This window comes from Streptomyces sp. NP160 (assembly GCF_006335115.1).
Lineage (GTDB): Bacteria > Actinomycetota > Actinomycetes > Actinomycetales > Quadrisphaeraceae > Quadrisphaera.
On sequence record NZ_VDMJ01000004.1, the window covers coordinates 125,551 to 138,108 of the forward strand.

Here is a 12,558-nt window from a genome sequence, read left to right on the forward strand (position 1 = left end):
CTCAGGCCACCCCGAAGTAGGACCGGACGCCGGAGAGGGCGTCGAGGAAGACGTCGACGTCGTCCTCGGTCGTGTAGAGGGCGGCGCTGGCGCGCGCGCTCGCCGTCGTCCCGAAGCGGCGGTGCAGCGGCTGCGCGCAGTGGTGCCCCACGCGCACGGCGACCCCTCGGGCGTCGAGGACCTGGCCGACGTCGTGCGCGTGCACGCCGTCGACGTCGAAGGCCTGCAGCGCCACCCGCTCCACGCCCTCGGGGGCGTCTCCGAGCAGCCGGATGCCCGGCATCCCGCGCAGCCCTTCGCGCAGTCGGCGCTCCAGCGCCCGCTCGTGCTCCAGCAGCGCGGTCGCGCCGAAGCGGTCGGTGACGGCGCGCTGGTAGTCGACGGCGGCGGCCAGCGCCACCGCCTGCGAGACCGGCTGGGTGCCGGCCTCGAAGCGCTGCGGCGGCGGCAGGTAGTCGGCGCCCTCGAGGGTCACCGTGGTGATCATCGACCCGCCGAGGAGGAACGGGGGCAGCGCCTGGAGCACCTCGGCCCGGCCGTACAGCGCTCCGACCCCGTTGGGGCCGAGCACCTTGTGGCCGGAGAAGACGGCGACGTCGACGCCCAGCGCGGGCAGGTCCAGCGGCAGGTGAGGGGCGGACTGGCACGCGTCGAGCACCGTCAGGGCCCGGCCGCCGGTGGCCTCGCGGGCCAGCGAGACCAGCTGCTCGACGGGGTTGACCACGCCGAGCACGTTGGAGACGTGCGAGAACGCCAGCACCGCCGTGCGCTCCGAGAGCAGGGCGGCGGCGGCCTCGAGGTCGAGCGTGCCGTCGTCGCGGACTCCGATCGCGCGGACCGTCGCGCCGGTGCGCGCGGCCAGCTCCAGCCACGGGACGAGGTTGGCGTGGTGCTCGGCCTCGGTGACGACGACGTCGTCGCCCGGGCCGGGGACCCAGCGGCGCACGGCGTCCTCGTGGCCCGGCACCGTGCGCCCCGCGGCGGCGTTGCCGAGGGAGTACGCCACGAGGTTGAGCCCGGCGGTGGCGCCGGAAGTCCACACCAGCTGCTCCGGTCGTGCACCCACGAAGCCCGCCACCGTCTCGCGGGCGCCCTCGAACAGCTCGGTCGCCTCCGCCGCGAGGGTGTGCGCGCCGCGGTGGACCGCGGAGTTCACCGTCTCGAGGAAGCTGCGCTCGGCGTCGAGCACCGCGCGGGGGCGCTGGGAGGTGGCGGCGGAGTCGAGGTAGACCAGCGGCTCGCCGTTCACCTCGACGCCGAGCAGGGGGAAGTCGTCGCGGACCGCGCGCGGGTCGAAGGCCGTCTTCTCAGCCGTCAGGGGGGTGGCGCTCACCCCTCCAGGCTAGGTCGCCCCGGTGGCTGCGCCGTCCTCAGAGGCGGTGGACGGCGGTGGCGCTGACGAGGTGGCGGTAGCCCGCCGCGCGCAGCGCGGCGTCGTGGCGGGCGCTGGTGCCGGTGGGGGAGCCGTGCAGCCAGGCGAACACCCCCGCGTCCTGCCCTGTCGCCGCGCGCAGCGCGGTGGCGGGGGCGAGGACCTCCCGCTCCAGGTCGGCGTCGGTGGGGGTCTCCTCGATGCCCGCGTGCGAGGCGGTGTGCGCGAACACCACGTGCCGCTGCGCCAGCTCACCGACCTGGTCCCACGTCATGGCGGCGCTGGGGGCGGCGAGGTCCTCCGGCAGCAGCACGACCTTGTGCGACCTCGCGAACAGCTCCTGCTGGTCGGGACGGCAGCTGACGAAGCCCGTGCACACGCCGAACCAGCCGGTGATCCCCAGCTCGTCGCACACCGGCGCCGCCACCTCCGCGCTGGCCCGGTAGCCCTCGTAGAAGACCGGCAGCAGGCCCGGGCGCGGGTCGTCGGGCCAGGTGCCGGTGGCGGTGACGGCCTCGAGGTCGGCGAGGGTCCAGAGGCGGTAGCGCTGCTGCAGCGCGGCGAGCTCGGCGCGCAGCTGGTCACGGCGCGACGGCGGGGTGTTGTGCCAGCTCACCACCCGCAGGTGGTGGCCGCGGCCCATCGCCAGCAGGTGCGAGGTCATGCCGAGCGGCGCGCTGCCGGGGACAGCTGCCCGCCGCGGGTGCGGCACCCGGAGGGCACCCGCCCGCTGGTCGGCCAGCTCATCGGCCAGCACGGCGAAGCCCGCGGCGTGCAGCACGGAGATGACGACGCTGAGGTCGTCGTCGCGCTGGTCCGACGCGAGCGCCCGCCACACGAGGTCGGCCCGGGCGGCCAGCTGCCGCCCGTCGGCGAGCACGGACGCGGGCGCCACCGGCGCGGGTCGGGCGCGGCGGGCGTCGTCGTCGTGGTCGTCCCAGAGGAGGGCGAGGAGGGCGGGCACGCCGCCGCGGGCCGCGGCGAGGGAGGCGGAGGCGCGCAGGTCGTCGAGCGGCCCGGCGCCGGCGCGACGCGACCACGCGGCAGGGACGGGCGCCCCGGTGGGCAGCAGCGACGTGGGCACCACGGGGACCTCGCAGGGCTCGGACCGGCGGCGGTCGGCTCGACCGTGGGCCGACGGTAGGGGCCTCCGGCCCCCGGCGGGGGCGCGACGCGCGAGTGACCCACAGCCGTAACGCGGCGCCGCCCGGACGACGACCCGGCCCGCCCCACGCCCGGGGTGGCGCTGGGAGCATGGGCGCGTGCCTGACACCGCCCCGCTGTTCCTCGACTGCGACACCGGCGTCGACGACGCCCTGGCCATCGCGTGGCTGGTCGCCTCGCCGGGCGTGGACCTGGTGGGGGTGGGAGCGGTGAGCGGCAACGTCGCCGCGGCGGTCGGCGCGCGCAACACCCTCGACCTGCTGGCGATGCTCGGGCGCGAGGACGTGCCCGTGCACCTGGGCGCCCACGACTTCCTCGACCACCCCTTCTCGGGCGGCGCCCCGCACGTCCACGGCGCGGACGGCACCGGCGGGGTGGCGCTGCCGCGCGCCGCCAGCGAGGTGAGCGGCACGAGCGCGGCGCAGGCCCTCGTCGACGCCGCCCGCGAGCACGCCGGGCAGCTGCGCCTGCTGGCCATCGGCCCGCTGACGAACGTCGCGCTCGCGCTCGAGCTCGAGCCGGACCTGCCGCGCCTGGTGCGCGAGGTGGTCATCATGGGCGGTGCGGCGATGGCGCCCGGCAACGTCACCCCCGTCGCCGAGGCCAACATCCACAACGACCCGGTGGCCGCCGCCCGCGTGGTGGACGCCGGCTTCGACCTGACGGTCGTCGGCCTCGACGTGACCATGCACCAGCGCTTCGAGGAGGAGCACCGCCAGGCGCTGCTCGCCGCCGGGACGCCCGTCACCCGGGCGCTGGGGGAGGTGCTGGAGTTCTACTTCGCCTTCTACGCCGAGCGCTTCGGCCGCCCGTGCTCGGTGCTGCACGACCCTCTGGCCGCCGGCGTCATCACCGGGGACGTGCAGCTGTCGCTGGCGCCGCGCGTGCCGGTGGCCGTGGACGCCACGCACGGGCCCGGGCGCGGGCAGACCATCGCCGACCTGCGCGGGCTCTACCACGGCTTCCCCGACCACTTCCCCCGCGCGCCGCGCGTGGCGCTGGAGGTCGACGGCGACTTCGGCGCCGTGCTGCTGGAGCGCCTCCTGACGCTGTGAGCTCGGTCAGGGGCTGACGGCCGCCAGCAGCGTCGTGACGCCGGTGGAGCCCGCCACCGCCACCGCCACGAACCAGGCGCGGCGGAGGCGGTCAGCGGCGCGGACGCGCTCGTGGAGGACGGAGAAGGCGGCGGTCTCGGCGCCGCCGTCACCGGGGTCGAGGTCGCGCACGGCGGCGGCGAGGCGCGCCGCGGTGGTGGCGTCCAGCACGTGCGGCTGGCGCCGCAGCCAGCGCACCAGCACGGGGGCCCTCAGGACGGCGACGTCGCCGGTGCGCAGCGGCAGCGCCAGCCGCTCGGCCCCGAGGACGGCGACGACGGCACGCACGGGCACGTCCGCGCCGGTGGCCCGGGCCAGGAGCTGCTGCAGGGCGCGGGCCCGCTGCTGCGCCCGCTGCAGGTGCTCGGCGCGCTGGCCGTCCACGAGGAGCCCGGACCGGACGGCGCGCACGCGCGAGCCGGGCAGGTGCAGCGTGGTGACCGCGCAGACGCCACCGGGACCGACGAGCACGTGGTCGACGGGCTGGTCGCCGAGGTCGAGGTCGTGGACCACGTGCCACGGCGGCGTGGGACCGCTGCGGCGGCGCAGCACGGCGAGGCGGCGGCCCACCTCGCGCTGGCCGACGGCGTCGACGTAGTGCTCCAGCGCGTCGCCGGTGAGCGGGTCGGCGCCGACGGCGCGCCGCAGCAGCCGCAGCACCGCGGGGAGCGGGGCGGCGGCGTCCTGAGCGGCGACAGCCGCCGCCATCGCGGACGCTCCCGCCGGGCGGGGCGCGCCGGGTGCCCTGAGCCTGGCCGTGGGACGGGTGGCCGCGGGCCCTGTGGTGGCAGCGGGGGACGGCGCGAGCAGGGGCCGAGCACCAGCGGGAGCCGTCACCCCGCTGGCATCGGCGGCTCGCCGCTGCCGCTCGAGCGGGCGGCCACCGGATCAGCGGCGGCTCAGCGACCCGTCACCCGTTCGGCGCAGCCGGCCGCCGCGCAGCCCGGGCTGGCCGCGCTCGTCGTCGTCCTCAGCGGTCGGCGGGCGGGCAGCGGTGGCCCAGGGACCGCGGCGCGCGAGCACGACCACCCCCACCAGCAGCGCCGCCAGGCCCGCGGCCTGGCCGGCCCGCCAGCCGGCGCCGCTGGCGAGGTGCTCGCCGAGCGCAGGCCCGGCCAGCGTGATCGCGACCACCGGCTCGAGGGCCGCGATGGCGGGGAGGGCCTGCGTCACCGCGCCGGCCTGGAAGGCGCGCTGCGCGGTCACCAGGGAGGACGGCGCGAGCACGGCGAGGGCGACCAGCGGCCAGGACAGCCACTCGCCCCTCGCGACCTGCGCGCCGACCGCCTTGATCAGCAGGGCGTCCACCCCGAAGCCGCACGCTGCGGCCACCGCCAGCAGCAGGCACCGCCGGCCGGCGCGCAGGCGGTGCCCCAGCAGCCCGCCCACCAGCTGGGCCGTGAGCGCGACTGCGGCGGAGCCGAGGAGCCAGCTGAGGCGGAGGGCCTCGACGTCCGTGCCGTCGCTGCCGCCGCTGCTCCCGGCGACGGCGGGGCTCGCCGCGGGGCGGGCGGTCACCCCGAAGAGCACCAGGCCGCCGACGACGAGCGCCGCCGCACCCCACAGCGCGGCGTCCAGGCCGGCGCGCCCGTGGCGGCGCCGCGCCAGGGCCCCGGCGAGGAGCAGCGAGAACACCAGCTGGGTGGCCAGCAGGGGCTGCACCACCACCACGCGGCCCAGGTGGAGCGCCACCGCGAACAGCCCCAGGCCCGCGGCGCCCAGCAGCTGCCCGGCGAGCCACCGGCGACGGCGCAGGAGCCGCCCGAGCAGCCTGACACCGGCGCCGAAGCCGCGCTGGGCGGGTGCGGTGGAGGCGGCGTCGTGCTGGAGCACCGCGGCGCCCGCCAGCGCGGCGGCCGCCGCCAGCCCGAAGAGCACCGCGATCACCCGCCCAGCATCCCCGGGCGCGGGGGGGTGGTGCGTCCGGTGACGCGTCCGGGACGCCCGCCGCGGGGCAGCTGTTCGCCTGACCTTCACCTGGAGTGCGCCCGCACAGGGGGAGCGGACCGCACCGGGGCGGGCAGGGTCGGGGGGACCGCTCGGCCCGACGTGAGGACCCTCGATGACCGCAGCGCCCCCGGGTCTGCTCCCCGCCGTGCCCGCCGCGCCGGTGGTGCTCCCTGCGCCCTCGGCGCGCGCCCCGCGGGTGCTGGTGCTCACCGGCAGCGTGGGGGCGGGGCACGACGGCGCCGCCGCGGAGCTGGCCGCGCGCCTGCGCGCCGCGGGCGCGGTGGCCGAGGTGCGCGACCTGCTCGACGGGCTGCCGCGCGCCGCCCAGCTCTTCCTGCGCGACGGCTACGCCGTGGCCGTGGCGCGGCTGCCGCACCTGTTCGAGGCGGTGTTCCGAGGCGTCCAGCACCGCGGGGTGGTCTGGCGCGTCGAGCAGGAGATCTGCGCGCTGGGCGCGGGCGCGGTGCAGGGGTGGCTGGAGGAGGTGCGGCCCGACGTGGTCGTCTCCACCTACCCGCTGTCCAGCCAGCTGCTCGGGCAGGAGGCCGAGGCCGGCCGCCTGGCCGTGCCGTTCGTCACCTACTGCACCGACCCGGCCGTGCACGCGTCCTGGCTGCACCCGCGCGCCGCGGCGCACCTCACCGTCACCGAGGCGACCGCGGAGCAGGGCCGGGCCGCCTACCCGCAGCTCGAGCGCGCCGGGGTGCCGTTCGAGGTGGCGGGCCCGCTGGTGCCGGCGCGCTTCGCGGAGCGCCCCGCGCTGCCGGAGCTGGTGGCGCTGCGGGGGGAGCTGGGCCTGGACCGGGGGCAGCACGCCGGCCGGCCGGTGGCGCTGCTGGCCACGGGCTCGCTCGGGATGGGCGCGGTGGTGCCGTCGGCGCGCGACGTGGTCGCGGCCGGGTGGACGCCGCTGGTGCTGTGCGGACGCAACGAGGCGCTGCGGCGCCGCGCCGCGGCGGTGCCCGGCGCCGTGGCGCTCGGGTGGCGCTCCGACGTGCACCGGCTGATGCAGCTGGCGGACGTGCTCGTGCACAACGCCGGTGGCCTCGCTGTGACCGAGGCGCTCGTGGCGGGGCTGCCCGCGGTGACCTACCGCAGCATCCCCGGGCACGGGCGCGCCAACGCCGCCGTGCTCGCCGGACGCGGCGGGGTCCCGTGGCCGACCACGCCGGGAGCCCTCGGCGACGCGCTGCACGCGCAGCTGGCGCGCGGGCGGCTCCAGCGGACGTGGCCCTGCGCGGCGCAGGCCGTGCTGCGTCGCGTGGCCCCGCGGGCCGGTGCGCGCGCCGGCGGCGGGTCAGCCCCGCGCTGAGGACTGGGTCGAGGACTGGGCCCGCAGCTCGTCGAGGTGGGCGTACCGGCGGGCCTGCGGCCAGCCGCCGCGGCGTCCGGTGACGCCCGAGTCGGCCACGCCGGCGCCCAGCTGCACGGTGCCCTCGTCCCACGGGGCGCTGAGCAGCACGACGTCGTAGAGGGCGCCCTCGGTGCGGGTGTGGTCCGCCAGGGACGTGTCGATGACCGCGGCGAGCTGCTCGCGGCCCTGCTCGCGGTGCCGGTCGGCGCTGGCGGCGGTGAACCTCACGCCGGTGTGCACCGCCTCGACCGCGGGCACGATGCCGGCGAGCTCGCCGTCCACGGAGAAGCCGACGTGCGTGGTGCCTCCGCGCAGCTCGCGGCCGGGCGCGGTGATGACCGCGCCGGTGCGCAGGTACTCCGGCCACGCGGTGCGGCCGGCCACCACCACGGTGTCGTGCAGGGAGCGCAGGCCGTGCGCGTCCCAGTAGGCCAGCAGCTCGCCGAGCAGCTCGCGGGAGTGCTGGCTGGCGCGGGCCTGGGGGAGGCCGTCGGCCAGCGCGAGGTCGACGACGTCGGCCAGGTGCGCCGAGGAGCACCACGCGACCCGGAGCTGCTCGTCCTCGGTGCCCAGCTCGTCCACCCACGGCGGGCGCGTGCGGTCGCCGGTGACCACGAGCAGCGCGGTGCCCGGGTCGCTGACCAGCGCGTCGCGAGCGGCGCCGCTGACGCGGCGCCCGTCCCGGCCCTCGGCGAGCAGGACGACGGAGCCGGCGTCCCGCAGCGCCGGCACGGCGGTGCGCAGCAGGGCCGTCACCAGCACCGCGTCCAGGTGTCGCAGCACGGACGCCGTCGACGTCGTGAGCGGCGTCGCTCCGGACGGCGCGGGGCGCAGGGTGATCAGCGGCATGGTGGAGGTGTCGGCCCCGAGCGCTCGGTCGCTTGACCCGGCCCGCGGGGCGGTGCCCCGTCCGGCCGTCGGCGACCACCCGTCCGGATCAGGGCGTGGTGCGGCGCAGCACACCGACGAAGGCGCCGAGCGCCACGAGGCCCTCCGCCGTCGTCGGCGTGATGGCGCGCAGCGCGGGGGAGTGCACCAGGTGCGCCGCCCACATCGCCCGCGACAGCGCCACGTTGAGGCGGTTGCGCGACAGGAGGAACTCCAGACCGCGGGGCAGGTCGTCACCGGAGGACGTCGCCATCGACACGACGACCACCGGTGCCTCGCGCCCCTGGAACTTGTCCACCGTGCCCACCTGCACGTCGCCCCAGCCCGCCGCCGCGAGCCGCTGGCGCAGCAGCGACACCTGGCGGTTGAAGGGGGCGACGACGAGGACGTCGCCGGTGCCCACCGGGCGGGCTGCGCCGTCCTCGTCCGTCCAGGTGCGGCCCAGCGCGTCGCCGACCAGCTCCACCACCCGCGCCGCCTCCTCGACCGACGCCGTGGTGTTGTCGCGGTGGTCGACCGGCTGCAGGTGCACGCCGGGCTCCACGCCCTCCAGGTGCCGCTCGGCGGTGCGCGGGTGCGCGGCGAGGACGCCCTCGTACTGCAGCTGCGAGACGGGCTCGCAGACGCGCTCGTGCATGCGCCACGTGGTGTCCAGCAGGTAGCCGGCCTCGGGCGGCACGAGCGAGGCCCCGCCGAGCAGGTGGCGCAGCGCGGAGACGTCCACGGGCTCGGGGTGGGTGCCCTGGCAGACCTGCGGCAGCTGCTGCGGGTCTCCCAGCAGCAGCACCCGCTCGGCCGCCGAGCCCGCGACGAGGGCGTCGACGAGCGCGAACTGACCGGCCTCGTCGACGACGAGCAGGTCGAGGTGCTGACCGCGCACCTTCTCCTGGGCGAAGGTCCACGACGTGCCGCCGAGCACGCACCCGCGCTCGGCCGCGGCGAGCCACGCGTCGGGCCTGGGCGGGCGCTCCCACGGGGTGGTCTCGCGCTCGTCGCCCTCCTGCTTCGGCTTGGCCACCGCGAACCCCGGGCCGCCCGCTGCGGCGTCGCGCACCGCGACGACGCGCTCGAGGAGGTTCTCCACCACCTGGTGGCTCTGCGCCACCACGCCGATCCGCCACCCGCGCTGCGCGAGCGCGGCGATCACGCGGGAGCCGACGTAGGTCTTGCCCGTGCCCGGGGGCCCCTGGACGGCGACGACGTCGCGCCCCGCGCCCAGCAGCGCCGACGTCACCGCGGCCACGGTGTCGACACCGCCACCGGGCTGGCCGGCGACGGCGGGGGCGTGGTGCAGGCCGGGGGAGCGGCGCAGCAGCAGGCGCCACCACGCCTCGTCGGGCTCGCGCCCCGCCTCCAGCTCGGCCAGGGCCGCCCGGCCGAGGTCCAGGACCACCGCCTCCTTGCCCTTGGTCGCCGGCGGCGCGCTCGGGAGCAGCGCGACGGGCAGCTCCGGCCAGCCCCCACCACCCCCCTGGGCCGTGCTCTCGACGAAGGTGACCACGCCGGAGTCCCACTCCAGCGAGCCGCAGCGGGCGTGGGTGCCGCGGGCGCTGTCGGCGGACAGCTGCATCCCCTCCGGCGCCGGCGCCTCGTAGACGACGTGGGGGGAGCGGCCCAGCCGGCCGGCGTCCGCGGCGCTGGCCGAGGTGGACGCGGTGACGGTCCGCTTGAGCGTCCGGGCGCGGGGCGGCTTCTCCCAGTCGCCGCCGTCCACCCGGTCGAGGACGACGACGCCGTCGTCGTGGGCGAGCTCGTCCAGGGGCGTGCGGAGCCTGTCGAAGTGCTCCCACCAGAACGGCTTGTGCTCGCGCGGGTAGTAGCCCAGCGAGGCCGCGAGCAGCGCCCGGGCGTGCTGCAGCTCGGTCCGCTCTCCCGCGTGCGGGGGGACGCCGGCGAGCAGGCGGCCGACGAGGTCGGTGACCGCGGCGTCCGGGGGCGCCCCGGCGTCGGAGCCGTCCACGGCGACGTCGGCCACGCCGACCGCGCCGGCCACCGCCAGTGCGTCCGCGCCGTCCCGGGCCGCGGCGAGCGCGGCAGCGGCCGCGGCCTCGGCGGCGGCCGTCGTCGTCCTGCCGACGAGCGAGAGGAGCCAGCCGTGCAGCCGGCGGGTGCTCTCGCAGTCGTAGGCGTTGTAGTCGCGGATGGCCTCGAGCACCACGGCGGCGTCGGCGTGGAAGCCCCGGGCGGTCAGGGCGGCGTAGTGCTCGTACTGGACGATCGAGTCGCCCGCGGTGGTGACCTCGCCGCCGCGCAGGTCGGCGCCCATGTACAGCGGCTCGAGCTTCTTGATGGAGTACGACGGCGCGGACACCCGCACCGAGGCGCGGACCACGGCGTAGAGGTCCACGAGGCGTCCCTCGCGCAGCAGGGCGTCCACCTCGGCCTCGCGGGTCTGGTGGCGCACCGCGAGCGCCAGCAGCGCGGTCCGCTCGTAGGCGGCGTAGTGGTAGACGTGCATGCCCGGGTGCGCGGCCGCCGCGGCCGTCATCGTGTCGACCACGGCCTCGAACGCCGCCTTCTCCTGCGCCCGGTCGTGCGCCCAGTGGGCGGTGAAGGCGCCGTCGGCGCCGGTGAGGCCGTGCAGGTACTCCAGCCCCTCGCCGCCGTCGGCGAAGGGGTCCCCCTCGATGTCGTAGTACAGGTCGCCCGCGTCGGGCTCGGGCAGCAGGCGCAGGGGCGCGTCGTCGTGGAGGTCGTGCAGCGGCGGCGAGCCCGGCGGCTGCGCGTCACCGCGGGCCTGGAGCGCGGCCTGCGCCCGCAGCCGCTCGAAGGTGGGCCGGCTCATGCTGGGCGGGCGCACCTCGTCACCCGCGGCGGCGAGGGCCTCCACCGTCGCGGCGCCGCGCTCGCGCAGGCGGTGCACCTGGTCCCGGCGGATGCCCGCCACGAGGCTGAGGTCGCGGGCGTCCGCCCTGCCGGTCTCGCACACCGGCGCCCACGGGCACGTGCCGCACGCCGGGCGGGCGTCCGCCCACAGGGGCTCCGGGAGCGGAGCGGGCCCGGCGCCGGTGGTGGCCAGCTGCGCGAGCACGCGCTCGCGGTACTCCGCCACGAGCGGCAGCAGGTCGGCGGCGCGCTCGGAGACCACCCGGCCGCCGGGCGACCCGGCCCCGCCGCCGAGCCAGAGGTGCACGCGCTGCGGCGCGGGGTGGCCCAGCGCCACGAGGGCGTCCGCGTACGCGGCGGCCTGCAGCAGCGCGGTGGGGCGGGCGGTGCGGGCCAGCTTGGCGTCGACGGGCTCGTAGCGGCGCCGCCCGGTGGCCTCGTCGACCACCGGCTCACCGGTGACGAGGTCGACGCTGACGAGGAAGTCGGCGAAGCCGAGGAAGCCGCCGCCCCGCGGGTCCTCGGGGGGAGCGGGGACGACGAGCGCCGCCTGGTGGACCACGTCGACCTGGGCGGCCAGCGCCGCGGCGGTCAGGGCGGCGGCGCTGCTGGCGACCGGGTCGGCCGGGACCGCCGGGTCGTCGTCCTCGTCATCACGGGGGGCGGTGATCTCCACCACCCGGCCACCGCGCGGCGCCACCAGCGCCTTCAGCGCGGCGAGCGCCTGGCGCTCGTGCTCCAGGCCGTGCTGGGCCACCAGCTCCAGGCTCCCGTCGAGCGGGACCGGCGGGCGCTGCACGAGGCCGCTGTGGGCGGCGTGCTCCAGCCGCAGGCGGTGGTCGCACTCGAGCACCGCCATGAGGTCGCGCGGCGAGTGCCACCACCCGTCAGCCGTCCGCCTCACCCCGTGCACCCCACCCGGAGCAGTCTGCGCGACGGCACCGACAGCTCGTGGTGGGACCCCGCGACCCGTGCAGCGGCGAGCGGCTGCACCTGCCCCCGGTGGTGTCCGCCGAGCGGGTGACGCGGGTGTCCCCTCGATGAGGACGCGGCCTCCCGGCCCCGAAGTCACGAGGGACGCCGGAGCAGCGGGCGTCGGACGGCGTCAGGAGGTCCTCGGTGGCACGGACAGCGGTGCGGCAGGTCGCCGGTGCGGCAGGGCTGCTGCAGCGGTCTGAGGAGGTGCTCGGCGAGCGCGGCGCGTGGGCGTCGCACGTCGGGCTCGTCTGGCCCGCGCTGGCCGACCCGTTCGCCCGCACCGAGCTGCCGGAGGCCGGCGAGGACGACCGCTACGAGGCGCACGTGGAGCACTGGGCACCGCTGGTGGCGCTGACCTTCGGCGCGCTGGGCTGGGGGCGCCCCGACGTGGGCGTGACCCGGTGGATGGGTGAGGGCATGCCGGAGGACGGCGGGCCCGCGTCGCTGCTGGCGCGCTGGTACGGCCCCCGCGCCGCCGGGCTGGTGGCGTGGAGCCGGGCCTCGGTGGTGGTCTCGGAGCTGTCCGCCGCGCTGTCCGACGAGCTCCGCCTGCCGCTGCCCGTGGCCGGCACACCGCTGTCGCCGAGCCGCGAGGTCTTCCCCGTGATGACCGAGGGCGGGCCGGACCCGCTGGAGCTCACCCGGGTGGTGCGCCAGCTGGTGGGCCGCAGCGACGACCGCGGGCGGCTGGTCCTGTCGGAGGACGACGGCAGCGCCGTGCTCGTGCTGGACCGCTACGCCGGCTGGCTGCGCGCGCTGCACACCCGTGCCGCCGAGCTGCCGGGCCTGTCCGACGGGCGGGCGTGGAGCGTGGACGTGGTGGTCAGGTCGGTCGGCTCGCTCGGCGTCTACCGGCGCTCGGCGCTCACCGGGCGCTGGCACTCCACCTGCGAGACGACCCACCTGCTGGGCTGGCCCGCCCTGCGCTGAGG

The 12,558-nt window shown here is 78.0% G+C and carries 9 protein-coding genes; 3 read left to right on the top strand and 6 right to left on the bottom strand.

Annotated features, from left to right (window positions below; translation table 11 throughout):
* Position 1: 1 nt before the first annotated feature.
* Both FHN55_RS02780 and FHN55_RS02785 read right to left on the bottom strand, forming a co-directional pair.
* A complete protein-coding gene (locus FHN55_RS02780; RefSeq protein WP_257570648.1) occupies positions 2–1,333 on the bottom strand; it encodes a SufS family cysteine desulfurase in 1,332 nt (443 codons plus the stop codon).
* Between the two features lie 37 nt (positions 1,334–1,370).
* Positions 1,371–2,456, bottom strand: a complete 1,086-nt coding sequence (locus FHN55_RS02785; protein WP_218974289.1) for a polysaccharide deacetylase family protein — start codon at positions 2,454–2,456, stop codon at positions 1,371–1,373.
* Positions 2,457–2,634: 178 nt separating this feature from the next.
* On the opposite strand from FHN55_RS02785, the gene FHN55_RS02790 reads away from it, so the two are divergent.
* Positions 2,635–3,591, top strand: coding sequence for a nucleoside hydrolase (locus FHN55_RS02790; protein WP_139710551.1), 957 nt, complete (start codon positions 2,635–2,637; stop codon positions 3,589–3,591).
* Positions 3,592–3,597: 6 nt separating this feature from the next.
* On the opposite strand, the gene FHN55_RS02795 is transcribed toward FHN55_RS02790, so the two are convergent.
* Together FHN55_RS02795 and FHN55_RS02800 are read right to left on the bottom strand one after the other, a co-directional pair.
* Positions 3,598–4,338 (bottom strand): nuclease-related domain-containing protein, encoded by a 741-nt coding sequence (locus FHN55_RS02795; protein ID WP_139710553.1) that lies wholly within the window; start codon positions 4,336–4,338, stop codon positions 3,598–3,600.
* 180 nt (positions 4,339–4,518) lie between these two features.
* Positions 4,519–5,517 (bottom strand): DMT family transporter, encoded by a 999-nt coding sequence (locus tag FHN55_RS02800; protein ID WP_139710555.1) that lies wholly within the window; start codon positions 5,515–5,517, stop codon positions 4,519–4,521.
* Between the two features lie 175 nt (positions 5,518–5,692).
* Between FHN55_RS02800 and FHN55_RS02805 the strand changes: the two genes are divergently transcribed.
* Positions 5,693–6,892, top strand: a complete 1,200-nt coding sequence (locus tag FHN55_RS02805; RefSeq protein ID WP_139710557.1) for an MGDG synthase family glycosyltransferase — start codon at positions 5,693–5,695, stop codon at positions 6,890–6,892.
* Here the strand turns inward: FHN55_RS02805 and FHN55_RS02810 are convergent.
* Positions 6,878–7,783, bottom strand: coding sequence for a hypothetical protein (locus tag FHN55_RS02810; protein ID WP_139710560.1), 906 nt, complete (start codon positions 7,781–7,783; stop codon positions 6,878–6,880). The genes FHN55_RS02805 and FHN55_RS02810 overlap by 15 nt on opposite strands.
* An 88-nt stretch (positions 7,784–7,871) precedes the next feature.
* Positions 7,872–11,552, bottom strand: coding sequence for a TM0106 family RecB-like putative nuclease (locus tag FHN55_RS02815; protein ID WP_139710562.1), 3,681 nt, complete (start codon positions 11,550–11,552; stop codon positions 7,872–7,874).
* Positions 11,553–11,767: 215 nt separating this feature from the next.
* Between FHN55_RS02815 and FHN55_RS02820 the strand changes: the two genes are divergently transcribed.
* The gene (locus FHN55_RS02820) at positions 11,768–12,556 is read left to right on the top strand and encodes a hypothetical protein (protein ID WP_139710564.1); all 789 of its coding nucleotides are present in this window, start codon (positions 11,768–11,770) and stop codon (positions 12,554–12,556) included.
* Positions 12,557–12,558 lie beyond the last annotated feature (2 nt).